17 protein-coding genes and 2 pseudogenes are annotated in these 24165 nt (G+C 72.0%); 11 read left to right on the top strand and 8 right to left on the bottom strand.

Annotated features, from left to right (window positions below):
- Positions 1 to 5: 5 nt before the first annotated feature.
- From kdpB to ALIDE2_RS24240, 8 genes and pseudogenes are all read left to right on the top strand, one after another.
- Positions 6 to 2030, top strand: a complete 2025-nt coding sequence (gene kdpB / locus ALIDE2_RS07190; RefSeq protein ID WP_013721687.1) for a potassium-transporting ATPase subunit KdpB — start codon at positions 6 to 8, stop codon at positions 2028 to 2030.
- A gap of 13 nt (positions 2031 to 2043) precedes the next feature.
- Positions 2044 to 2676, top strand: coding sequence for a potassium-transporting ATPase subunit KdpC (gene kdpC / locus ALIDE2_RS07195; protein ID WP_013519819.1), 633 nt, complete (start codon positions 2044 to 2046; stop codon positions 2674 to 2676).
- A gap of 15 nt (positions 2677 to 2691) precedes the next feature.
- Entirely contained in the window at positions 2692 to 5421 is a 2730-nt protein-coding gene (locus ALIDE2_RS07200; RefSeq protein WP_013519818.1) for a sensor histidine kinase, read from the top strand.
- Positions 5422 to 5425: 4 nt separating this feature from the next.
- The gene (locus ALIDE2_RS07205; protein WP_013519817.1) at positions 5426 to 6136 is read left to right on the top strand and encodes a response regulator; all 711 of its coding nucleotides are present in this window, start codon (positions 5426 to 5428) and stop codon (positions 6134 to 6136) included.
- 76 nt (positions 6137 to 6212) lie between these two features.
- Positions 6213 to 6973 (top strand): annotated as a pseudogene (locus ALIDE2_RS24235) (IS5 family transposase).
- Positions 6974 to 7160: 187 nt separating this feature from the next.
- Positions 7161 to 7832 (top strand): DUF3348 family protein, encoded by a 672-nt coding sequence (locus ALIDE2_RS07220; protein WP_013519814.1) that lies wholly within the window; start codon positions 7161 to 7163, stop codon positions 7830 to 7832.
- A complete protein-coding gene (locus tag ALIDE2_RS07225; RefSeq protein WP_013721688.1) occupies positions 7829 to 10567 on the top strand; it encodes a DUF802 domain-containing protein in 2739 nt (912 codons plus the stop codon). The genes ALIDE2_RS07220 and ALIDE2_RS07225 overlap by 4 nt, the downstream gene beginning before the upstream one ends.
- Positions 10568 to 10601: 34 nt before the next feature.
- A pseudogene (locus tag ALIDE2_RS24240) lies at positions 10602 to 11133 on the top strand (DUF2894 domain-containing protein).
- Here the strand turns inward: ALIDE2_RS24240 and ALIDE2_RS07245 are convergent.
- Genes ALIDE2_RS07245 through ALIDE2_RS07260 form a run of 4 tightly spaced genes read right to left on the bottom strand, consistent with a single transcriptional unit; the run spans position 11099 to position 14307 of the window.
- Complete coding sequence (locus ALIDE2_RS07245; RefSeq protein ID WP_013721689.1) at positions 11099 to 11593, bottom strand: dihydrofolate reductase; 495 nt, start codon at positions 11591 to 11593, stop codon at positions 11099 to 11101. The pseudogene ALIDE2_RS24240 and the gene ALIDE2_RS07245 overlap by 35 nt on opposite strands.
- Positions 11590 to 12405, bottom strand: a complete 816-nt coding sequence (locus ALIDE2_RS07250; protein ID WP_013519809.1) for a thymidylate synthase — start codon at positions 12403 to 12405, stop codon at positions 11590 to 11592. The genes ALIDE2_RS07245 and ALIDE2_RS07250 overlap by 4 nt, the downstream gene beginning before the upstream one ends.
- A 52-nt stretch (positions 12406 to 12457) precedes the next feature.
- The gene (locus ALIDE2_RS07255; protein WP_013519808.1) at positions 12458 to 13882 is read right to left on the bottom strand and encodes an FAD-binding oxidoreductase; all 1425 of its coding nucleotides are present in this window, start codon (positions 13880 to 13882) and stop codon (positions 12458 to 12460) included.
- Complete coding sequence (locus ALIDE2_RS07260) at positions 13879 to 14307, bottom strand: DUF2069 domain-containing protein (RefSeq protein WP_013519807.1); 429 nt, start codon at positions 14305 to 14307, stop codon at positions 13879 to 13881. The genes ALIDE2_RS07255 and ALIDE2_RS07260 overlap by 4 nt, the downstream gene beginning before the upstream one ends.
- 21 nt (positions 14308 to 14328) lie before the next feature.
- Between ALIDE2_RS07260 and ALIDE2_RS07265 the strand changes: the two genes are divergently transcribed.
- Positions 14329 to 15582: a YihY family inner membrane protein gene (locus ALIDE2_RS07265; RefSeq protein WP_013519806.1), complete on the top strand. Its 1254-nt coding sequence runs from the start codon at positions 14329 to 14331 to the stop codon at positions 15580 to 15582.
- Positions 15583 to 15783: 201 nt separating this feature from the next.
- Here the strand turns inward: ALIDE2_RS07265 and ALIDE2_RS07270 are convergent, their stop codons facing one another.
- Together ALIDE2_RS07270 and hpnE are read right to left on the bottom strand one after the other, a co-directional pair.
- A complete protein-coding gene (locus ALIDE2_RS07270; RefSeq protein WP_013519805.1) occupies positions 15784 to 17808 on the bottom strand; it encodes a DUF2868 domain-containing protein in 2025 nt (674 codons plus the stop codon).
- Between the two features lie 13 nt (positions 17809 to 17821).
- The gene (gene hpnE, locus ALIDE2_RS07275) at positions 17822 to 19114 is read right to left on the bottom strand and encodes a hydroxysqualene dehydroxylase HpnE (protein WP_013519804.1); all 1293 of its coding nucleotides are present in this window, start codon (positions 19112 to 19114) and stop codon (positions 17822 to 17824) included.
- 182 nt (positions 19115 to 19296) lie between these two features.
- On the opposite strand from hpnE, the gene ALIDE2_RS07280 reads away from it, so the two are divergent.
- Positions 19297 to 20931, top strand: coding sequence for a methyl-accepting chemotaxis protein (locus tag ALIDE2_RS07280; RefSeq protein ID WP_013519803.1), 1635 nt, complete (start codon positions 19297 to 19299; stop codon positions 20929 to 20931).
- Positions 20932 to 20962: 31 nt separating this feature from the next.
- Here the strand turns inward: ALIDE2_RS07280 and hpnD are convergent, their stop codons facing one another.
- Together hpnD and hpnC are read right to left on the bottom strand one after the other, a co-directional pair.
- Positions 20963 to 21802: a presqualene diphosphate synthase HpnD gene (hpnD, locus tag ALIDE2_RS07285; RefSeq protein WP_013519802.1), complete on the bottom strand. Its 840-nt coding sequence runs from the start codon at positions 21800 to 21802 to the stop codon at positions 20963 to 20965.
- Positions 21803 to 21915: 113 nt separating this feature from the next.
- Complete coding sequence (gene hpnC / locus ALIDE2_RS07290; RefSeq protein ID WP_013519801.1) at positions 21916 to 22794, bottom strand: squalene synthase HpnC; 879 nt, start codon at positions 22792 to 22794, stop codon at positions 21916 to 21918.
- 92 nt (positions 22795 to 22886) lie between these two features.
- Here hpnC and ALIDE2_RS07295 point away from each other — a divergent pair, with 92 nt between their 5' ends.
- Positions 22887 to 24158 (top strand): efflux RND transporter periplasmic adaptor subunit, encoded by a 1272-nt coding sequence (locus ALIDE2_RS07295; RefSeq protein WP_013721690.1) that lies wholly within the window; start codon positions 22887 to 22889, stop codon positions 24156 to 24158.
- Positions 24159 to 24165: the final 7 nt, after the last annotated feature.

A 24165-nucleotide genomic window follows, 5' to 3' on the forward strand; every position in this document is an offset into this window, starting at 1 on the left:
CCCACATGAGTACGACACATGCAGCCTCCTCCACCCGCGTGGGCAGTTCTCTGAAGCCCGCGCTGATCGGTTCCTTCGCCAAGCTGGCGCCCCGGCATGCCATCCAGAACCCGGTGATGGCGGTGGTGTGGCTGGGCACCGTGCTGACCGCCGTTGCCACCATCGCGGGCTGGACGAGCACCGGCTTCGGCTGGGCCGTCACGGCCATCCTGTTCGTCACCGTGCTGTTCGCCAACTTCGCCGAGGCGGTGGCCGAGGCGCGCGGACGCGGCCAGGCCGCCTCGCTGCGCCGGGCCCGCAAGGACCTGGTGGCGCGCCGGCTGGACAAGGCGGGCCGGGAGAACACCGTCCCCGCTGCGGAATTGCGCCCGGGCGACCTGGTGGTGGTCGCGGAAGGCCAGCTGGTCCCGGCCGACGGGGAGATCGTCGAGGGCCTGGCGACCATCAACGAGGCCGCCGTCACCGGCGAGTCCGCGCCCGTGCTGCGCGAGGCGGGCACCGACCGTTCCGGCGTGATCGGCGGCACCAAGGTGCTGTCCGACCGCATCGTCGTGCGCGTCACGGCCGAGTCCGGCCACAGCTTCCTGGACCGCATGATCGCGCTGGTCGAGGGCTCCGTGCGGCAGAAGACGCCCAACGAGATCGCGCTGGGCATCCTGCTGGCGGTGATGACGCTGAGCTTCCTGATCGTGGTCGCCACGCTGCCCTTCATCGGCGGCTTCGTGGGCGTGCGGGTCGACGTCGTGCTGCTGGTGGCCCTGCTGGTGTGCCTGATCCCGACCACCATCGGCGGCCTGCTGCCGGCCATCGGCATCGCGGGTATGAACCGCGCGCTGAGGGCCAACGTGCTGGCCAAGTCCGGCAAGGCGGTGGAGGTGGCCGGCGACGTGGACGTGCTGCTGCTGGACAAGACCGGCACCATCACCTACGGCGACCGGCAGGCCACGGCCTTCCACCCGCTGGCCGGGGTGAATGCGGCGCAACTGCGTCAGGCCGCGTTGCTGGCCTCCCTGGCCGACTCCACGCCCGAGGGAAAATCCATAGTCAGGCTCGCGCGGGAGAAGGGCGAGAAGCTTGTGGACCCGGAGCAGGCCCACTTCGTGCCCTTCACGGCGCAGACGCGCATGTCGGGTGTGGACCTGCCCGCCGGCCGCGTGATCCGCAAGGGCGCGATGGATGCGATCGTCCGGCACGTCGCGGCGCTCGAAGGCCATGCGCCAGCCGAGCTGGAGGCGCGCGTGCACGAGGTGGCGCGCAAGGGCGCCACGCCGCTGGTGGTGAGCGATGGCCGGCATGTGCTGGGCGTGGTCGAGCTGTCCGACGTCATCAAGCGCGGCATCAAGGAGCGCTTCGCCCGCCTGCGCGAGATGGGCGTCAAGACGGTGATGATCACCGGCGACAACCCGCTCACGGCAGCGAGCATCGCCGCCGACGCCGGGGTGGACGACTACATCGCCGAGGCCCGGCCCGAGGACAAGCTGGCGCGCATCCGCGCCGAGCAGGCCGGCGGGCGGCTCGTGGCCATGGTGGGCGACGGCACCAACGACGCGCCCGCGCTGGCGCAGGCCGACGTGGGCCTGGCGATGAACTCGGGCACGCAGGCGGCCAAGGAGGCCGGCAACATGGTAGACCTGGACTCCGACCCGGCCAAGCTGCTGGCGGTGGTGGAGATCGGCAAGCAGCAGCTCATCACGCGCGGCGCGCTGACCACCTTCTCGCTGGCCAACGACGTGTCCAAGTACTTCGCCATCCTGCCGGCGCTGTTCGCGGCAAGCGTCCCGCAGATGGCCGCGCTTGACGTAATGCGGCTGTCCAGCCCGGCCAGCGCGGTGCTGTCGGCGCTGGTCTTCAACGCCCTCATCATCCCGGCGCTGATACCGCTGGCGCTGCGCGGCGTGCGCTTCAGACCCGCGAGCGCGACCGAGCTGCTGCGCAACAACATGCTGGTCTACGGCGTGGGGGGCGTGCTGCTGCCTTTCATCGGGATCAAACTCATCGACATCGTGCTGTCCGCGATGTTCAATCTCTGAGGAAACAGACACCATGGCAAACATCCTCCCGGTTTCGCCGGCCCGAGCTTCTTCCGGTACCGCACCCCTTGCCGACCGGGGCGCCTTGCGCGGCGCCGTCGTGCTGGCCGTCGTGACCCTGGCCGGCTTCGGCTTCCTGTATTCGCTGGCGGGCGTCGGCATCGGGCAGGCGCTGTTCCCGCAGGCGGCCGATGGCAGCCTGGTCGAGCGCGGCAGCCGGATCGTCGGCTCGGCGCTGGTGGCCCAGCCCTTCGCGGGCGAGCGCTATTTCCAGCCGCGCCCTTCCGCCGCCGGCTACGACACGATGGCGCTGACGGGCAGCAACCAGGCGCGAACCAACCCGGATCTGCGCAAGCGCCTGGAAGAAGCGCGCGCGGCCGTCGCCATGCGCGAGGGCGTGGCGCCCTCGGCCGTGCCCGGTGACCTGTACACGCAGTCAGGCAGCGGCATCGACCCGCACGTCAGCCCGCAGGGCGCGGCGATCCAGGTGGCGCGCGTCGCGCGTGCGCGGGGCCTTGCCCGCGATGCCGTCGAAAGGCTGGTGGCCGGCCATACCGAGGGCCGGCAGTTCGGCATCTTCGGTGCGCCGCGCGTCAACGTGCTGGCCCTGAACCTGGCGCTGGACGCACTGGCGGCCAGCAAGTAGCGGAAGGCGCGGGCGATGGGGGCGGAGAATACGCAGCAGGCGGATGCCCTGGTCGGCGAGCTGCGGCGGCAGGCGGCCGGCAGGCTCACGGTGTTCCTGGGCGCGGCGCCGGGCGTGGGAAAGACCTACGCCATGCTCGCCCGCGCGCGGGAGCTGCACCGCCAGGGCATCGACGTGGTGATCGGCATCGTCGAGACCCATGGCCGCGCCGAGACCATGGCCCTGGTCGAGGGGTTGCCGCAGGTGCCGCGCAGGCAGGTCGGGTACCAGGGGCGCATGCTCGATGAAATGGACCTCGACGGCTTGCTGGCGCGCAGGCCGGCCATCGCCCTGGTCGATGAGCTGGCCCACCGCAATGCGCCTGGCAGCCGCCACGAGCGCCGCTGGCAGGACGTGCAGGAGCTGCTGGACGCAGGCATCGACGTCTACACCACCGTCAATGTCCAGCACCTGGAGAGCCTGAACGACGTGGTGCACCAGATCACCGGCATCCGGGTGAGCGAAACGGTGCCGGACGCCGTGTTCGAGCGGCTGCGCGACATCCGGCTGGTCGATCTGCCGGCGCGCGAGCTGATCGAGCGCCTGAACCAGGGCAAGGTCTACCTGCCCGAGCAGGCGGCGCAGGCGCTGCAGGCCTTCTTCTCGCCCTCCAACCTCACGGCGCTGCGCGAGCTGGCGATGCAGACCGTGGCCGAGCACGTGGACGCCGACCTGCGCGAGACGCGCACTGCGCGCGGGCTGGCCGACATCGCGATCCAGCGGCACGTGCTCGTCGCCATCGACGGCCGGGGCCAGTCGGAATACCTGGTGCGCGCGGGCGCGCGCATCGCCGAGCGGCGCGGCGCGCCCTGGTCGGTGGTGAGCGTGGATACCGGCCGCTCGGCGGGCGCGGCGCTGCACGCGGAGGACCTGGAGCGCGCGGCGCCCGGGCAGGCGCGCCACTCGGCCGCCCATGCCGAGCAGCAGCGCCAGCGGGAGCTGGACCAGGCCTTTGCGCTGGCGCGCAGCCTGGGCGGAGAGACCGAGGCGCTGCACAACACCGACGTCACGCAGGCCCTGCTGGACGCGGCGGCGGCGCGCGGTGCGCGCTCCATCGTGATCGGGCGCACGCGCGAGCGGCCCGTCGCCCGCATCTTCAACCGCACGCTGACGCAGCAGCTGCTGCAGCGCGGCGCTCGCTACGAGCTCACTATCGTCAGCACGCCGCAGGCGCGCCAGCGCGCGCTTCGCCTGCAGGGCCTGGCCGGCGAGCGCCTGGCCCGGGGCGAGCCCGCCCTGATCGCGCTGGCGACGCTGGGCGCCACCGCGGCCGCCGCGCTCGCCGAGCGCTTCGTGGGGCTGGAGGACCTCTCCACGGTGTTCCTGATCGCCGTGCTGCTGGTGGCCTCGCGAACGCGCATGGTGGCCGCCGCCATCACCGCGGTGCTGTGCTTCCTGGCCTACGACTTTCTGTTCATCGAGCCGCGCTTCACCTTCCTCATCAGCGCCCAGCGCGGCGTGGCGACGGTGCTGCTGTTCCTGGCCGCTGCGCTGATCGCGGGCCGCCTGGCCTCGCGCCTGCGCATGCAGGTGATCGCGCTGCGCGCCGCGAACACGCACGCCACGGCCATGCAGAACCTGGCCCGGCAGCTGTCCAAGGCGGCCGACCTGGGGCAGGTGATCACGGCCAGCGCCTCGGTGCTGCAATCGACGCTGAACGCGCAGGCGTGGATCCGCATCAACGGTGAATCCGGCCCTGCCGCGGCGGCGCAGCACCTGGACGAGAAGGACAAGGCCGCGGCTGAATGGAGCCAGCAGCACGGGCAGCCCAGCGGCCGCTATACCGATACGCTCGCCCATTGCGCGTGGTGGTTCCTACCCGTGCACTCGGACCGGGAGACGCTTGGCGTGGTGGGCCTGCGCTTCCCCGCGGGGATGGGGCGCCTGCCCTTCGAGCAGCGGCGCCTGGCCGAGAGCATGACGGAGGACATCGGCCAAGCCGCACTGCGCGCGCGCCTGGTGTCCGAGCTGGAGGCGGCGCGGGTGACCGGGGAGACGGAGCGGCTGCGCTCTGCGCTGCTGTCCTCCGTGTCGCACGACCTGCGCTCGCCGCTGTCGTCCATGATCGGCGCGGCCGACAGCCTGGCCCGCTACGGCCAGGACATGGGAGCGCAGGACCGCGGCAGCCTGCTAGAGACCATCCGCGTCGAGGGCGAGCGGCTGGACCGCTACATCCAGAACCTGCTGGACATGACCCGCCTGGGCCAGCAAGGTCTGGCTCTGTCGCGCGACTGGATCGGCGTGGACGAGCTGGTAGGCTCCGCCGTGCGCCGGCTGCAGCGCTACGAACCGGCGGTGAAGGTGGAGAGCAGCATCGATGCCGGGATCGGCCCGGTCCACGTCCACCCGGCGCTGATCGAGCAGGCGATCTTCAACGTCCTGGAGAATGCGGCCAAGTTCTCCCCGCCGGGCGAGCCCATCCGGGTGCAGGCGCTGCGGGAGGAGGGCGGCCTGCTGCGCATCGACATCTCCGACCGGGGGCCGGGCATCCCGGAGGACGAGCGGCGCAGGATCTTCGACATGTTCTACAGCGTGGAGCGCGGCGACCGCGGCAAGCAGGGCACCGGCCTGGGCCTGACCATCGTGCAGGGCATCGTGGGCGCGCACATGGGCCGGGTGGAGGCCCTGCCCGGGCCGGACGGCCGGGGCACGACCATCCGCCTGACCCTGCCGCTGGGCGAGCCGCTGCCCGCGCAGGAGGGATGAACCCGTGACCCACCCGCCCGGCGGCCCGGCCGCGCGCGTGCTCGTCATCGACGACGAGCCACAGATCCGCAAGTTCATCGACATCAGCCTGCGTTCGCAGGGCTATGCCACGCTGCTGGCGGAGACCGGCCTGCAGGGCCTGGCGCTGCTCGCGAGCCAGGGCGCGGACATCGTGGTGCTGGACCTGGGCTTGCCCGACCGCGACGGCAAGGAGGTGCTCGAGGAGCTGCGCCAGTGGTCGCGCGTGCCGGTCATCGTGCTCACCGTGCGCTCCGGCGAGGAGGAAAAGGTGGCACTGCTGGACGCGGGGGCCAACGACTACGTGACCAAGCCGTTCGGCATCGGCGAGCTCATGGCGCGCATCCGCGCCTTCCTGCGTACGACGGCGCTGTCCGGTGAGGAAGGCCCGGTCTACGACGACGGCACGCTGTGCATCGACCTCGCCCGGCGCAAGGTGCACCTGCGGGGGCAGGCGGTGGCGCTCACGCGCAAGGAGTTCGCGCTGCTGGCCCTGCTGGCACGCCAGCCCGGGCGGCTCGTGACCCAGACGCAACTGCTGCGGGAGATGTGGGGGCCGACCCACCAGGAGGATGCCCACTACCTGCGCGTCCTCGTGGGCAAGCTACGCCACAAGCTGGGGGACGACGCATCGGCGCCGCGCTACATCGTGACCGAGCCTGGGGTGGGGCTGCGGTTCGTTGCGCAGGAGCGGTAGGGGGACGACGGCTAGGGTGAATCGACATTCAAGAGATCAAGGATGAGACGATACGGGCAGGAGGAATCAAGCCCGCATGACACGCCCGAGCCGCTACGAATTGACCGACGCCCAATGGCAACGCCTGGAGGAACTACTGCCAGGCAAAGCGGGTGATCCGGGCAGAAGTGGCGTGGATAACCGCAACTTCGTCAACGGCGTGCTGTGGGTGCTGCGCTCGGGAGCCCGCTGGAGCGACCTGCCCGAGCGCTATGGCAAGTACAAGACGGTGCACAAGCGCTTCACCCGTTGGGCCGCAGCCGGAGTCTGGGAGCAAGTGTTTGCCATGCTGGTCAAGGACCGGGGCAACGCATACCTGCTGATCGACAGCACCATCGTTCGAGCGCATCAACAAGCCGCCACGGGCAAAGGGGGGCCAAGACTGCGGCTTTGGGGCGTTCCCGAGGTGGTTTGAGCACGAAGATCCACCTGGCCAATGACGGGCAGGGCCGGCCCTTGAGGCTGATCCTCACGCCAGGACAGGTCAACGACATCACCCAGGCCCCCGAGCTGCTGCGAGGCTTTGCGCCCACGCATGTCCTCGCAGACAAGGGCTACGACAGCCGTGCCTTGGTGGCGCAGATCGAAGCCTGTGGCGCGCAAGCCGTCATCCCGCCACGCAGTTGCCAGCAAGCACGCCCCTTCGATGCCAAGCTCTACCGTGCGCGCAACGCCATCGAGCGATGCTTTGGACGGCTCAAGCAGTACCGGCGCATCGCCACGCGCTATGACCGCAAGGACGCCCACTTCATGGCCTTCCTCTGCCTGGCAGCTTCTCTGACTTGGGTACCAGACTGAATGTCGATTCGCCCTAGTTCCTTTTTCGCGGGGGCCTTCGCGCGACCCGTTTCCGCCTCGATTCGGGGCCCTGCCGCACCGGCGGCTATGAGGCTTCCTCTTCGCGCAAGTCGTTACACAAGCCCGTTCTGGCTCGAAAGCCCACCAGTGTAGACTGCCGGGTTTTTTGAGCCGCATGAGCCCCACTATGGCCCAGCACACGGGGCGGGCGGGTTTGACGGGCACGGCGCTGGTGCGCCTGCTGGCCGGCATGGGCGACGCGCCGCAGCGCGCGGGCGAGCCCTGCGCCGCGTTCGCCGATGGCCTGGTCCAGTGGGTGGGCTGGACGGACGCCATCGCGCTGTCCGCCGCCCTGGAACGTCCCGCCGCATCGACCGTCAATCCGCAGAACCGCTACGCCGGCGAGCACGCCGAATACGAGCGCGTGCGCGCCACGCTCGCGCAGGCCATCGGCCGCGAGTCGCAGGCCGCGGGCCGTTCGCCGCTGGAGGCCGGCATGGGCTTCGCCCCGTACCGCCAGTGCTACGTGGCGCGCCAGCAGGCGATGGGCGTGGCGCTGGCCGCGCTGCGCGAGCGCGTGCGCGCCGCCCTGGCGGCCTGCGGCCCCGATGCGGCGCGGCTTGCCGCGGTGGACGCGGTGCTGGCACAGGCGCTTGCGGTGCAGGAGCAGCGCGTGTTCGCTGCCGTGCCCGCGCGGCTCGAAAAACACTTCCAGCGGCTGTGCGCGGCCGAGGCCGGGCCAGACGCGTTCCGCGCCGACCTGCAGGCCGTGCTGCTGGCCGAGCTGGAATTGAGATTGCAACCGGTCGAAGGGCTTCTCGAAGCGCTTCGCCGCCATACCCCTTCGGGCTGTACATGACGAAACTGTTTTCCCTGGCCGCGTTCGCGGCGGGCCTTGCCACCGTGGGCTGGGTGGGCGCGGGCTACCTGCAGGCCCAGCCGCTGGCGCTGGCCATCATCGTGCTGATCGCGGCGTTCTACCTGCTCGGCAGCTGGGAGCTGCTGCGCTTCTCGCGCGCGACCGAGGCGCTGGCGGGTGCGCTGGGCGCGCTCTCGCAACCCCCCGCGCGGCTGGATGACTGGCTGGCCACGCTGCCCGCCGCGCTGCGCGACGCCGTGCGCCAGCGCGTCGAAGGCGCGCGCGCCGGCCTGCCGGGGCCGGTGCTCGCCTCGTACCTGAGCGGCCTGCTCGTGCTGCTGGGCATGCTGGGCACCTTCGGGGGCATGGTGGTCGCCCTGAACGGCACGGGCGCCGCGCTGGCGGGCGCCGACGGGCTCGATGCCATGCGCGACGCGCTGTCGGCGCCCGTGCGCGGCCTGGGGCTGGCGTTCGGCACCTCGGTGGCGGGCGTGGCCGCCTCGGCCATGCTGGGGCTGATGACGGCGCTGTGCCGGCGCGAGCGCATCCGCGCCGCGCGGCAGCTCGACGCCGCCGCGGCCGGCCCGCTGCGGCCCTTCTCCAGCCAGCACCAGCGCGAGGCATCGCTGCGCCTGCTGGAGCAGCAGGCGGGCGCCATGCCCCAGGTGGTGGACCGCCTGCAGGACTGCATGGCCGCGCTGGAGCGCCAGCAGCAGGCGCTGGGCGAGCGCCTTGCCGCCGAGCAGCGGCGCTTCTACAGCGAGACCGAAGCTGCCTACACCGCCCTGGCCGCCACGGTGCAGCGCACGCTGGCGGACACCGCGGCGCAGAGCGCGGCCCAGGCCGGTGCGGCCATCCAGCCCGCGACCGAGGCCACGCTGGCCGCCCTGGCGCGCGAGAGCACCCGCCTGCAGGAGTCGATGGCGCAGCAGGTGGGCCGCCAGCTCGACGCCATGGCCGAGCGCTTCGGCGAGGCCACCATCGCCGTCAGCACGCAATGGACGAGCGCGCTGGCCGAGCACCGCAGCACGGGCGAGGCCACCGCGCAGGCGCTGGGCGATGCGCTGGCGCGTTTCACGCAGGGCTTCGAGCAGCGCACGACCGAACTGGCCACCGGCCTGGCGCAGCAGCTCTTGCACCAATCCGAAGCCCAGGCCGCGCGCTGGGACGAGGCGCTGGCCCGCCAGGCCAGCGAGGGCGCGCAACTGGCCGAGCGACAGCAGCAGGCCCTGCAGGCCGCCACGGACGGCCTGGCCCGCCATGCCGCCGCACTGCAGGTATCGGTGGATCAGGCCCACGAGGGCTTGCAAACCCGCCTGGCCGCGCAGGAAGAGCAGCGCCTGGCCCGATGGACGCAGGCGCTGCAGTCCGTGGCCGCCACGCTCGTCGACGAATGGCGCCAGGCCGGCGCCCAGGCCGCCGCGCAGCACCAGCAGACGGGCGACGCGCTGGCCCGGGCCGCGGACGACATCGCGCGCCACATGCAGGCCCAGGCGCAGGGCACGCTGGACGAGGTGCAGCGGCTGGTGCACGCCGCGGCAGAGGCGCCCCGCGCAGCCGCCCAGGCCATGGGCGAGCTGCGCCAGCAGATCACCGACAGCATCGCGCGCGACAACGCCATGCTGGACGAACGCGCGCGCCTGCTCGAAACCCTGTCCACGCTGCTCGGTGCCGCCGGCCGCGCCGCCGACGAGCAGCGCAGCGCCATCGACGCGCTCGTGGCCCAGGCCGCCGGCGCCATGGAGCGCGCGGGCGGCCGCGTTCGCCGAGACGCTCGACACGCAGGCGGGCCGCCTGGAAGGCGCGGCCGCGCAGGTCGCCGCCGGCGCCATCGAGGTCGCGAGCCTGGGCGAGGCCTTCGGCGGCGCGGTGCAGCTCTTCGGCCAGGCCAGCGAGCAGATGCTCGCGCAGCTGCAGCGCATCGAGGCCGCCATGGACAAGTCGCTCGCGCGCAGCGACGAGCAGCTCGACTACTACGTGGCCCAGGCGCGCGAGGTGATCGAGCTGAGCGTGGGTGCGCAAAAGCAGATCATCGACGGCCTGCAGCAGGTGGCCGCGCAGCGTGCCGAGGAGAGCGCGGCATGACGGTGCACGCGGGCGGTGAACTCGACGACGGCCTGGAGCCCGCGGCCCCCGTGTGGGCCGTGTTCGGCGACCTGATGGGCGGCGCGCTGGGCGCGTTCGCGCTCATCCTCGTGTGCGCTTTGGGCATGCAGATGGAGCTGGCCGAGCGCCTCAAGACCGAGCAGCGCCAGCGCGCCGAGCAGGCCCGCCGCCTCACGACACTGGAGCAGGCCCTGGCCGGGCCGCTCGCGGCGGGGCGCGTCACGCTGCAGGACGGGCGCATCGGCATCAGCGGCAGCGTGCTGTTCGCCTTCAACTCCGACGAGCTCCAGCCCGAGGGGCGGCAGCTGCTGCGCAGCCTGTCCGCGCCGCTGGCCGCCTACCTGCGCGAGCGCGGCGAGATCCTCATGGTGAGCGGCTTCACCGACGACCGTCCCATGCGCGGCGGCGGTGGCAATGCGCGCTTCGCCGACAACTGGGAATTGTCGGCCCAGCGCGCCCTGACCGTCACGCGCGCGCTCATCGACGAGGGCATTCCCTCGGCCCAGGTGTTCGCCGCCGCGTTCGGCGCCGAGCAGGCCGTGGCGTCGAATGCCGACGCCGAGGGCCGGGCGCGCAACCGCCGCGTGGAGATGGCCCCCATGCCGCGCCCCGCGCGCCGCGTGCAATAAGGGGCTGGGCGTGGACCCCGTGCGATCGCTCTTCATGGAGGCGCTGGCGCGCCGGGCCGCCGCGCAGGCCGGGCAGGCGCGCCGTCTGCTCGATGCGCGGCTGGCCGTCTTGATGGCCGAATGCGGGCAGCCCGGCGCCGCCGACGGGCCCGTGGCCGCAGCTGCCTGCCGCCCGCCCGCAGGGCGCGCTGGGCACCCTGGCCCGGGAGCTGGCGCGCGGCCACGGGGAGGCCGCACCCGAAGGCGCGGCCCTCGCGCAGCGTGAGCTGCACACGCTGCGGCGCTTTCGCGCCACCTGGACGCGCCTGTCCGCCGAGGAGCGGCTGCGCCAGGCGCTGGCGCAGGTGCCGCCGCAGGCCGGGCCGCTCAACTCGCACCACCTCGTGCACCGCGCGCTGGTGTTGATGCGCGAGACCTCGCCCGAATACCTGCAGCGCTTCGTGCCCTACGTGGATGCGCTGCTCGCGCTCGACCGGATGCAGGCCCCGCCGCCGCCCGCGCCAGCGCCGGTGCGCAGCCGCCGCGCGGCGGCTAGCCGGGCCGCCGTTCGTAGGTCACGAAGCTGAACGGCAGGCCGCCGCTGCCCACGTGGCGGCTGCGCGCCACTTCCTGCCACTCGGGGCCGAGCTGGGGGGCATGGGCGTCGCCGTCGAAGTCGCGTCCGATCTCGGTCACCTCGATGCGGGTGGCCAGGGGCAGGGCCTGGGCGTAGATCTGTGCGCCGCCGATGATCCATGCCTCGGAACCCGTCTGCTCTGCCACCGATAGCGCCTCGCGCAGGCTGGATGCGCGCTGGGCGCCGATTTCGTTCCAATCCGCCTGGCGCGTGACGACGATGTTCGCGCGCCCCGGCAGTGGGCGGAAGCGCGCGGGCAGCGAGTCCCAGGTCTTGCGGCCCATGATGACCGGGTGGCCCTGGGTCAGCCGCTTGAAGTGCGCGAGGTCCTCGGGCAGGTGCCAGGGCATGGCGCCGTCCTTGCCGATGACGCCGTTGGCGGCGCGCGCGTAGATCAGGTGCACGTTCATACGGCCACCGGCGCCTTGATGGGTGGGTGCGGGTCGTAGCCCTCGACCTCGAAGTCTTCGTACCCGTAGTCGAAGATCGACGGCGGGCGGCGCTTGATGCGCAGCGTGGGGTAGGGCCGGGGCTCGCGCGCGAGCTGCGTGCGCACCTGCTCGAAGTGGTTGCTGTAGATGTGGCAGTCGCCGCCGGTCCAGATGAAGTCGCCCACCTCCAGGTCGCACTGCTGCGCCAGCATGTGGGTGAGCAGGGCGTAGCTGGCGATGTTGAAGGGCACGCCGAGGAAGATGTCGGCGCTGCGCTGGTAGAGTTGGCAACTGAGCCTGCCCTCGGCCACGTAGAACTGGAAGAAGGCGTGGCAGGGCATCAGGGCCATCTTGTCGAGCTCGGCCACGTTCCAGGCGCTCACGATGATGCGGCGGCTGTCGGGGTTGGTCCTGAGCTGCTCCACCACCTGGCTGATCTGGTCGATGTGACCGCCGCCGGGCGTGGGCCAGCTGCGCCACTGCACGCCGTACACGGGGCCCAGGTCGCCGCTCGTAGGGTCGGCCCATTCGTCCCAGATGGTCACGCCGCGCTCCTGCAGCCAGCGCGCGTTGCCGCTGCCCTGCAGGAACCACAGCAGCTCCAGGATGATGGACTTGAGATGCACCTTCTTGGTGGTGACGAGCGGGAAGCCCTCGCGCAGGTCGAAGCGCATCTGATGGCCGAACACGCTCCTCGTGCCCGTGCCCGTGCGGTCGCCCTTGGCGACGCCATGCTCGAACACATGGCGCATGAGGTCTTCGTATTGGTGGCGGATGGGGCGGTGCGTCATTTTTTTGAATGGAAAGTGGCTCCAGCGCTTGACTGAAAAGCGCTGGAAGCTCCTATTTTTGAAGAATGCAGCCCGGGTTCATGAGGCCCTGCGGGTCCAGCGCCTGCTTGATGGCGCGCATCATGGACAGGGCCACGGGCGACTTGTAGTGCGCGAGCTTGTCGGCCTTGAGCACGCCCACGCCGTGCTCGGCGGAGAACGATCCGTGGAACAGTGCTACGGCGTCGTAGACCAGCTGGTTCACGCGGTCTTCCTGCGTGCGCAGGAACTCGCGCGCGTCGCCGCCCTCGGGCGCCTGCACGTTGTAGTGCAGGTTGCCGTCGCCCAGGTGGCCGAAGTTGACCAGGCGCACGCCGGGGATCTCGCGCTGCAGGAGTGCATCGGTGTGCTCGACGAACGCCGGGATGCGCGATGCGGCGATGGAGATGTCGTGCTTGATGTTCAGGCCCTCCTCGGCCTGGGCCAGCGGGATGCTCTCGCGGATGTGCCACAGCTCGTGCGCCTGCGACAGGCTCTCGGCCACCACGGCGTCGAGCACGCAGCCGTCCTCGAAGGCGAACTCCAGCAGCGCCTCGAAGCGCTCGCGCGCGTGCTCCTCGGACTCGCTGTCGCTGTTTTCCAGCAACACGTAGTAGGGCGGGGCGCCGTCGAGCCCCGCGAAGGGCACGCGCAGCTGCGGCATGTGCTTGATGACCAGCGACAGCGCGAACCGGCCCATGACCTCGAAGCCCGTGAGCCCCGCGCCCAGGTGCTGGTGCGCCAGGCCCAGCAGGCGCACGGCGGCCTGCATGGACGGCACGGCGGCCCAGGCCGTGAGCCGCGCGGCGGGCTGGGGGAAGAGCTTCATGGTGGCCGCGGTGATCACGCCCAGCGTGCCCTCGCTGCCGATGAACAGATCGCGCAGGTCGTAGCCGGTGTTGTCCTTGCGCAGGCCGGACAGGCCGTCCCACACCTCGCCCTGGGGCGTGACCACCTCCAGGCCCAGGCACAGCTCGCGCGTGTTGCCGTAGCGCACCACCTGCGTGCCGCCGGCGTTGGTGCCCAGGTTGCCGCCTATGGTGCAACTGCCCTCGGCCGCCAGGCTCAGGGGGAACAGCAGGCCTTCCTTGTCGGCGGTCTCCTGCAGGCTTTGCAGGATGCAGCCGGCCTCCACGGTCATGGTCAGGTTGTCGCGGTCGATGGCGCGCACCTGGTTCATGCGCGTGAGGCTCAGCACCACCTGGGTGCCGCTGCCGTCGGGCGTGCTGCCCACCGACAGGCCGGTGTTGCCGCCCTGCGGCACCATCGGGCTGCCGGCGGCGGCGCAGGCCTTGACCACGGCCGCCACCTCGGCGGTGGAGGCGGGGCGCACCACGGCCAGGGCCTTGCCCTTGACGCGCTTGCGCCAGTCCTGTTCATAGGCCGTGAGGTCGCCATCGGTGAGCACATGGGCGGCGCCGACGATCTGGCGCAGGGAGTCGAGCAGGGCAGTGGTCATGTCGGATCGGCAGCAGGAGTGGGTGGAGTAGACGTATGCGTCCTGACGGCGCGCTGGCGCAGGCGCACGTGCAGGGCGCAGGCGGTGAACAGCAGCAGGCACAGCGCGATCTCGGCGCCGGCCAGCCAGTTGCCGGGGGCCGGGTCGCTCCAGGCGCGCACCACGCCTTCGGTGAAGTACAGCCACACCAGCAGGCTGACCCAGCGGTAGGTGTACATGCGCCGCTTGAGCAGGCCCGCCAGCGGCACGGCCAGCGGCAGCGCCTTGAGCGCCAGCCACGAGCCGCCGGGGCGCAGGGGGGCGAGCCACAGCTCCCATGCCAGGCTGAGCACGATCAGGCCCAGCAGGCTGCCCACGGCCAGCCAGCGCGTCGCAGCCACGTCGGTGGTCACAGGAGGGGGCAGGGGGACGATTTCGGAATGCATGGGGCTGGCATCATATCGGCCATGTCCTTGTCCCCACCCCTTGCGCAGCGTATCGAGGCCTGGATCGCGCAGCTGTCGCACTTCCCCTGGCGCACCACGGCGCACATGCTGCGCGAGCGCTTCCGCGAAGACCGGCTGGGGCTCACCGCCAGCAGCCTCACGTTCACCACGCTGCTGGCGCTGGTGCCGTTCTTCACGGTGGCACTGGCCGTCTTCTCGGCGTTCCCCATCTTCGGCCAGATGCAGCAGGTGCTGCAGCGCTGGCTGGTGGACAGCCTGGTGCCCGACAGCATCTCGCGCCCGGTGCTGGGCTACCTCACGCAGTTCTCGGCAAAGGCCAGCGGCCTGGGCATGGCGGGCTTTTCCGTGCTCATGGTCACGGCGCTGGCGCTGATCCTGACCATAGACCGCACGCTCAACACCATCTGGCGCGTGCGCCGCCTGCGGCCGCTGGGCCAGCGCGTGCTGATCTACTGGGCCGCCATCACGCTTGGCCCCCTGGTGCTTGCGGCCAGCCTGGCGCTGACCACCTCGATGGCCAGCGCCGCCTCGCGCGGCCTGGGCGCCACGCTGCCCGGCGGCACGCGCCTTCTGCTGGACTCCATCGAGTTCCTGGTGCTGGCCGCGGGCGTTGCGGCCATGTACCGCTACGTGCCCAACACCCAGGTGCACTGGCGCTACGCCTGGGCGGGCGGCCTGTTCGTGTCGGTGGGCATGGAACTGGCCAAGAAGGGGCTGGCGCTGTACCTGGCCTCGGTGCCCACCTATTCGGTGCTCTACGGCACCTTCGCCACGCTGCCCATCCTGCTGCTGTGGATCTACGTGGCCTGGGTCATCGTTCTGCTGGGCGCCGTGGTCGCGGCCTATCTGCCCAGCCTGCTGGCCGGCGTGGCGCGGCCAGCAGGCGGGCAGGGCTGGACTTTCCTGCTGGCCGTGGAGGTGCTGCAGCAGCTGCACGGTGCGCGCGGCCAGTCGGCCCACGGCCTCACGGCCGCGCAGCTGGCGCAGATGCTGCGCGTTGACGTGCTGCAGCTTGAACCCGTGCTGGACGCGCTCATGGGCCTGGGCTGGGTGGTGCAGGTCAACGAAACCGCCGCCGGCGCGCCGGGCTCGGCGGACGCGCGCCACCTGCTGCTGGCCGACCCCGCCACCACCGCCATGGAGCCGCTGGTGCAGCGCTTGCTGCTGGAGCGCACCGGGCCGCTGGAACGCTTCTGGGCCAACACGGGGCTGGAGGTGCTCAAGCTGGCCGACGTGCTGGAGCGTCCGCGCTAGGTTTCCAGGGTGAGGCTTAGGTTGGTTAATTTGGGGCATGGTTTATTGGGTTATTGGGGGTCGTTATTGGGGGTCGCGTTATTGGGGGTCGGATTCCAATTTCCCTCAGGAAATTGCAGAGAATTGGAATCTGACCCCAATAACCATGACCCCAATAACCAATAAACCGGTGACCTCCGACAAGCCCGGCCCCAAAAGCGATCACGCAGCCCGCGCCACGCTGCGCTGCAGGATGCCCCGCAGCATGGCCTGCAGCAGCGGCTGCAGCGGGTCGACAGGCGGGGCGGGGGCCTGCAGGGCGGCCGTCAGCTGCGGCCAATGGGCGGCCACGGTGCCCGTGACCTCGGCGTGCCAGCGCGCGCCCAGGTCGTCGGCCTGTTGTGCGGGCACCCGCCCCAGGTGGGACAGCACCAGGTAGCGCGTGCATGCGGCCTCGGTCATGTGGCGCAGCAGTTCGTCGGTGTCGCCCTTCTTTTCCCCTTTTTTCTGCAGGGTGCGCAGCGCCCAGGCCGTGGTGCCGCCCAGCAGCGCGCCCAGGGCGGTGCCCACGCCCAGCGTCATGCCGCCCGTGCCCACGTCGATCAGGGCGCCCACCTTGGCGCCGGCCGCGGCCCCCGCGGCTGCGCCGGCGGACGTGCCCATGGCCAGGGCCGTGCCGTCGCCGGTGCGTGTCTGCGGCGGCGGCGTGGGCGATGCGGGCGGCGGCAGCTGCATGGGGGAGGGCAGGGCGGCCGCGCCGTGGCCGTGCAGGTCGCTCAGCGTGGCGTCCAGCTCTTGCAGCAGGGTGGCGTAGCGGGCGGCGCCCTGCCCGGCGCCCACCAGGGCGGCGCAGGCATGCAGGTGTCCGGCCAGCGCCTGCAGCGATTGGGTGAAAAGCGCTTCGTTGCGCGCCTGCCAGGCTTGGCCCAGCCGCGCCAGCGCGTGCCGCTGCGCGGGAAGCAGCGCGGCCAGGCGCTCGAACAGCACGCCGTCCTGGACCCAGCTGGGGCCGAATTCGGTGCTGCCCAGCGCCAGCACGGGGGCCTGGCGCCAGGCGGGCGGGGCTTGGGGGACTGGCCCGTCGCCCCAGGCGACGACGGCATCGGCGGGTGTTGCGGCGGCCGCGCCCTCGGGCTGGACGAGGCGCAGCCGGTCGCCCTGCGCGCTGGCCACGGCGCCATGGTCGGCGTGCAGGGCCAGCAGGGTGCGCAGTGCCTGCTCCTGCGCGGGCGCGGCGCACAGCAGTCCCAGCACCAGGTCGCCCGGCAGGGCCTGGCGCAGCGTGTCGAAGCCGCTGCCCTGCACGTCGAGCGTGCATTGCCGCGCCAGCCGCGCCTGGCGCCAGCCGGCCCAGGCGGCCAACAGCAGGCGCGGCACCACCACTACGAGCGCCAGCAGCCCCACGTACATCCACACCCAGCGGCTGCCGGCGGCGCCTTCGCCGGCGAAGTTCTGCGTGGCGGCGATGTCGGCCAGCGAGAACGGCGCCAGCCCGAACAGCAGGGTGAGCGGCGCGAACAGCAGGCTGACGATGGCGTGCACCTGGCCCGCGTCCAGGAAAGTGCTCTCCCAGCCGAATCGGTAGCTCACCACCAGCCCGCGCAGCAGCAGCGACAGCGCGATGCCTGCGGCCCAGGCGGCGGCGCACAGGTGCAGCACGCAGGCGGCCTGCTGCGCGAAGCGCTCCAGCGTGAGGGCCGACCAGCGCGCGTAGAAGCCGGCCGCGATCCGGGCCGCCAGGCCCCGGCGCGCGGCGCGCCCACCGGGCAGCTGGCGCCGCAGCACCCAGTGCTGCAGGGGGGCGAGCAGGCCGCGCTCCTTGCCCGGCCTGCGCCATGCGCGCCACAGCAGCAGGACGTAGATGGCGATGTTCCAGCCCAGCACGGCCAGCAGCGGGGGCGAGAGCAGGTCCACGCGGTGCGCATTGGCGATGCGGTCCAGCGCCAGTCCCAGCAGCAGCGCCGCCAGCGGCAGGCCGCGGGCCAGCCAGCGCGTGAATGCGCCGGGCTGCTGCAGCGCGGCCACGGTGGCGTCGCGGCCGGCGGCGCGAGCGACGATTGCGGCGGCGCGGTCGAGCACTACGTCGGCCACGCCCACGCGCTGCACGCCGCGGCCGCGCGCGGCCTCCACGGCCTGGCGCGTGGCCTCGTCCCACTCGGTCTGGCTGACCAGGGTGCGTTCGCCGTCCGCGTGCTCGATGGCCTGCGCCAGCGTCACGCTGCGCAGCTGCTGCCAGCTCACGTGCATGCCTGTCCTTTCTTCAGATCACGTTTTGCGCTGCCGCCATGCCATGCAGCACGGCGCCCTCCAGCGTGGCCGGGTAGGGCCCGGCCACGTAGTCGCCACAGGCCTGCAGGCCCGGCGCGATGGCGCGGGGCGGGCGCGCGAGGGCGGGGGTGCAGGCGAAGGTGGCGCGCTTCTCCACCACAGTTTGCACCACGCGCAGGTCGGGCAGGCGCAGATCCTCGGTGGCCTGGGCCAGCACCTCGCGCTCCAGCCGGGCGCGCTCGCCCTCGAAGGCGCTGACCACGAAGGCCAGCAGGCCGGCCGTTCCATCGAGCCGCGCACGGTCGAATACGAACTGCGCGGGCCGCCCACCCCGGTGGTGCAAGGCCAGCATGGGCAGGGGCAGCAGCGCGCCGTGCGCGCCCGACTGCTCGGTATACACGGTGGCGATGGCTCCGAAGCGCAAGGCCTGGGCCGTGGCGGCCCAGGCCTGCAGGCCGGTGTGTTCGGCGGCGGGCGTGGCGGCGCCGGCCACCAGGCGCGCGGCCTCGGCGCTGCCGGTGGAGAGCAGCACGGCGTGGAACGGCTCGTCGTCCACGCGCCAGCCGGCGCCGTCCCGCGCCAGGGATTGCACGCGCCGGCCCAGGTGCACCGCGTGGCCGCGTGCGCGCAGCCACTGGGCCGCGGGTTCGGGAAACAGGGCGCCCAGGTCGGTGCGCGGCAGCAGCAGGTGGGAGCCGCCGCGCCCGCTGAACAGACTGTCGTGTAGCACGCGCAGGAAGGTCTGGCCGCAAGCCTGGCGCGCGGGCGTGTTCAGCGCGGAAACGCACAGCGGCTCGATGAACCCATCCAGCAGCCGGGGGGGCAGGCCTGCGCACAGCTCGGCCACGCTGGCGCCCGGCGCGCAGCGAAAGCCCGCCAGGCGCCAGCGCGCCGCGCGCGCGAGCAGCGCCAGCCGTTCGCAGGCGCTCCAGCCGCGCGCGCGGGCGATGCCCATGAGCGCATCCCAGGGCGGCGGCGCATCCGGCAGGCGCAGGCCCGTGCCGTCGGGAAAGACCAGCGTCAGCGGCAGGCGCAGCAGCGCCTCCTCGGGCCGCACGCCCACGGTGCGCATCAGGCCCAGGCACTGGGCATAGGCGCCGACGAGGATGTGCTGGCCGTTGTCCAGCACCACGGGCCGGCCGTCCGACAGCGTCGCCGCCACGGCGCGTGCCCGCCCGCCCGGCGTGCGGCTGGCCTCAAACACCGTCACGCCGTGGCCGGCCTGCGCGGCGCGCACGGCGGCGGCCATGCCGCCCCAGCCCGCGCCGATGACGGCGACCTTCATGGCCTGCCCTGCGGCGGCGGTCTTGGATGCGGGAGGTGATGGCAGGCGCATGAGGGGGAGTGCATGTGGTGCCGCATGGCACCGGCGAGGGATCTTGGGGCGCACTGCCCGTCCCGGGCAATATCCCTGTTTTTGGTGTGGATATAATTAAACAATCGTAACAAAAAGATATCGGTATTCTTATGTGGAACAACTTGCGGATCACGCAGCGGTTCACGGTCGTGCTGTGCATGTTCTGGCTGCTGGGGGCCTCGGTGATCGGGGTGGGCCTCTGGGGTCTGTCGTCGGCGCGCGACAACCTGAAGACCCTGCATGACGAGGCCATGCACCGGGCATTGCTGGCCGACCAGGTAGCCGATCTGGCGGTGCAAAGCCGCATGCAGGTGCTGCTGGCCTTCCAGCATGCGCCGGGCAGCGAGCTGGCCAGCATTCACGACCATCCCGTCGCGTTCCACCTGGACGCCGTCTTGGCCAACATGGCCAAGGTCGATGCCCTGCAAAGGGACATGGAGGGCGCGATGGAGCCCAAGGAGCGCGCGTTGTTCGAAGCGGCGCAGGCCGCCAGGGCGGCGTGGGCGGCGAAGCTGCGGCAGGCGGCGGAGCTCATCGGCAAGGGCGATTTCAGCCCCGCGAGCATGGCCGCCTTCCTGGCCGCGGGCCGCGCGGAGGGCGAGGCGATGGTCAAGGCGCTGCAGGCTTTCCGCGACCATCAGGTCGAGCGCGCCCATGGCGCCTACCGGGCCGCGCAGCAGCGCTACGAAATCGGGCTGTTGGTTTTCGTGTTGGCCATCCTGCTGCTGGGGGTGCCGGCCTCCGCGCTGGGCCTGCTGCTGCTGGCGCGTTTGAGCCGGGGCTTTCACGGCGCCAATGCCGCCGCCGCGGCCATCGCCGCTGGCGACCTCACGCACCGCGTCGAGCACCAGGGTACGGACGAGATCGCGGCCATGCTGGCCCAGATGGAAACCATGCGCGGCAACCTGGGCCGGATGATCGGCCAGGTCAGCGATGGCGCGGAGATGATCGCCGGCGCGTCTTCCCAGGTGGCGGTGGGCACGCAGGATCTGTCCTCGCGCACCGAGCAGCAGGCCAGCGCCCTGCAGGAGACGGCGTCGGCCACCGAGCAGCTGTCGGGCACCGTGCAGCAGAACGCCGACAGCGCGGCCCAGGCCAGCCAGCTCGCGGCCTCGGCCACCGGCGTCGCACAGCGTGGCGGCGCCGTGGTGTCGCAGGTGGTCGAAACCATGGAGGCCATCAACATGTCCTCGCGCAAGATCGTGGACATCATCGGCGTGATCGACGGCATCGCCTTCCAGACCAACATCCTGGCGCTCAACGCCGCCGTGGAGGCCGCCCGCGCGGGCGAGCAAGGCCGGGGCTTCGCCGTCGTGGCCGGCGAGGTGCGCAGCCTCGCGCAGCGCAGCGCGGAGGCGGCCAGGGAAGTCAAGCGGCTCATCACCGACTCGGTCGCCAAGGTCGATGTCGGCAGCGGGCAGGTGGCGCAGGCGGGCGCGACCATGCAGGAAATCGTGACCGGCATCCAGCGCGTGGCCGACATCGTGGACGAGATCGCCCACGCCAGCCGCGAGCAATCCGCGGGCCTGTCCCAGATCAACCATGCCGTGGCGCACCTCGATGGCGTGACGCAGCAGAATGCGGCGCTCGTCGAGCAGACCTCGGCCGCCTCCGGCGCGCTGCAGGAGCAGGCGCGCCAGCTCGCCAGCCTGGCGGCCACGTTCAGGCTGGAGCAGAGGGCCGCGCGGCCCGTGGCCATCGCCGCCGGCGCGCCGGCCGGCCAGCAGGCACTGGCGGCGGCCTGACGGAGTCAACTTCTTCCGCGGCGCCCGCGTACTACATGCGCCCGAGCGCCTGCATCTTCCACGCCAGCCAGAACTTGCGCAGCGGCGTGAGGCTGGTGCGCTGGTGCAGTACCTGGAAGCCGTCGGCCTCGATCTCGCGCAGCAGCGTGCGATAGATGCTCGCCATCATCAGGCCGGGCTTCTGCGCGCGGCGGTCGGCGTCGGGCAGCAGGGCCAGGGCCTCGTCGTAGAGCCTATGGGCGCGCTCGGCCTGGAAGCGCATGAGCGCGGTGAAGCGGTCCGAATACTCGCGCCGGGTGATCTCGTGCGCCTTGACGTCGAATTGCTGCAGCTCGGAGATGGGCAGGTAGATACGCCCGCGCATGGCATCCTCGCCCACGTCGCGGATGATGTTGGTGAGCTGGAACGCCAGCCCCAGTTTGTGGGCGTATGCGGTGGTGCGCGCGTCGGTCTGCCCGAAGATGTGCGCCGCCACCTCGCCCACCACGCCGGCCACCAGGTGGCAGTAGCGCGCCAGGCCCGCGAAGTCGAGGTAGCGCGTCTGCTCCAGGTCCATCTGGCAGCCCTCGATCACGGCCTGCAACTGGCCCTGCTCAATGCCATAGGCGGGCACGTGCGGCATCAGCGCCTGCATCACCGGGTGGCTGGGCCGGCCGGCGAAGGCCTGCGCCACCTCGCCTTGCCACCAGGCGAGCTTGGCCTGGGCAACGCTCGCGTCGGAGACGTCGTCCACCACGTCGTCCACTTCACGGCAGAAGGCGTAGAAGGCCGTGATGGCCGCGCGGCGCTGGCGTGGCAGGAACAGAAAGGCGTAGTAGAAGCTGCTGCCGGAGGCGGCCGCCTTTTGCTGCACGTACTGGTCGGGGTTCATGGGGGCGTGATTGTCCCACGGCGCGCGTGGCCGTCCGCGGGGCAGTGGTTTGTGGCCAAAAGTGCCTCTGGCGCCCATGCAGCAAGCGCCGGCAGCTATCAACGACAGAGCGCCTACATGCGCACGGCGCGCGCCAGCATGCGCAGCCAGTCCGGCGCGCCCAGCCGGGGCCGCGCGGTCAGGCTGGCGCCGCCCAGGGCCTGCACCTTGTCGAGGATGCGCAGGCCGCCCTGCACCACCAGGCGCAGCTCCCAGCCCGCGCGGCCGGGCAGGCGGTGCACCAGCGGCGCGCCCTGCAGCATGAGGCCGCGCGCCCAGGCGGCGCAGTCGAGGACGAGGCGGTCGCTCGCGGACGTGCGCCGCAGCGCGGCGAGATCGGCGCGCGCCACGCCGTAGGCCGCGCAGTCGGCGTCCGCCAGGTAGTGGCGGCCGCGCGGCAGGTCCACGCTCAGGTCCTGCCAGAAGTTGATGAGCTGCAGGGCGCTGCAGATGGCGTCGCTCTCGCGCAGGGCCGCGTCGCCGTGCACGCCGTACAGGTGCAGCAGCAGCCGGCCCACGGGGTTGGCTGAGCGGCGGCAGTAGTCGAGCAGAGCGGCGCGGTCGGCATGGGTGGCGCCGTCCCGGGTCATGGCCACGTCCTGCATGAAGGCGTCGAGCAGGTCGTCGAGCAGCGCCACGGGCAGCCGGTGGCTGCGCAGCGTGGCTTGCAGCGGGCCGAAGACAAAGGCCCAGCGCGGTCCGGGGAGGCAGCCGGCGGTAATGGAATGCAGCTCGGCGCGGTAGGCGTGCAGGTCGGCCAGGCGCTCGCCGGGGCTGGCCTGGCCTTCGTCGGCGATGTCGTCGGCCGCGCGGGCGAAGGCGTAGATGGCGGTGATCGGCTCGCGCAGGCGTGGCGGGCACAGCAGCGAGGCGACGGGGAAGTTCTCGTAATGCGTGACCGGCGCCGCCCGGGTGGGCGCGGCGGCGGGCTGCGGGGATGGTCGGGCGTTCACCGCGGGGATTGTCGCTTGACAGTGAAAAAGGGTTTCACCTAGATTACTAACCAATCGGTCATTAACTGGGCCATCGCGGCCCGTTGCCTGCCATGCTTTTACTTCCAGCCTTCGTGCGGCCCCGGTCGGGGCTTTTTTTGTCGCCGGGCCGCCCCAAGGCAAAAAGCGGCCCCCTTGGGGGGCAGCGAACCACGCATTGCGGGGAGCGTGGGGGCATTCTGTTGTGGGTCCTCGGCGTCAGCCTGGGGCTGCTGGCGGGCTGTTCGCGCCAGCAGCCCGCGCCCGAGCCCGTGCGGGCGGTCAAACTGCTGACCGTGGCCGCGTCGCCCCTGCAGATGCAGCTGGAGTACGCGGGCGAAGTGCGCGCGCGCGTGGAGTCGCGCCTGTCCTTCCGCGTGGCGGGCAAGATCGTGCAGCGCCAGGCCGAGCTGGGCCAGCGCGTGCAGGCCGGGCAATTGCTGGCCCGGCTCGACGCGCGCGACTACGAGCTGGCCGCGCAGGCCGCGCGCGCCCAGGTGGCGGCCGCCACCACGCAGCGCGACCTGGCGGCGGCGGACTTCGAGCGCTTCTCGCAGCTCAAGGCGCAGAACTTCATCAGCGGCGCCGAACTGGACCGGCGCCAGGCGCAGCTCAAGTCGGCCCAGGCGGTGCTGGACCAGGCGCGCGCGCAGCTCGCGTCCCAGGGCAACCAGGCCGACTACACGCGCCTGCTGGCCGACGCGGACGGCGTGGTGACGGGCATCGACGCCGAGCCCGGCCAGGTGGTGGCCGCCGGCACGCCCGTGGTGCGTGTCGCGCGCGACGGCCCGCTCGACGCGGTGTTCTACGTGCCCGAGGACAAGGTGGGCCAGCTGCGCGTGGGCCAGGCCGTGCAGGTGCGCGCCTGGTCGGCGGACGCGCCGATGCCGGGCAAGGTGCGCGAGGTGGCGGCCAGCGCCGACCCGGTGACGCGCACCTTCCTAGTCAAGGTGGCGGTGGACGGCGGCGACGTGCCGCCGCTGGGCGCCACCGTCTACGTGGCGCCGCAGGCTTTCGCGCATGGCGGCGTGCAGGCCATGCGCCTGCCCACGAGCAGCCTGCGCCAGGAGGGCGGGCAGACCGCGGTCTGGGTGTACGAGCCCGGCGAGGGTGGCGGCGGCACGGTGCGCTCGCAGGTGGTGCAGATCGCCACGGCCGACGGCAACGAGGCCGTGATCGCCGCGGGCCTGGCGCCCGGCATGCAGGTGGTGGCCACCGGCGTGCATGCGCTGGCGCCAGGGCAGAAGGTGACGGTCTACAAGCCAAAATCGCCTCAAACGCCCAAGGGGAAAGCGCCAGCAGCTATGAATGCGGGAGCGTCTGCGGCATCGGCCGCGGTGCGCTGAGGGGACG

The organism is Alicycliphilus denitrificans K601, assembly GCF_000204645.1.
In the GTDB taxonomy this organism is placed as follows: domain Bacteria; phylum Pseudomonadota; class Gammaproteobacteria; order Burkholderiales; family Burkholderiaceae_C; genus Alicycliphilus; species Alicycliphilus denitrificans.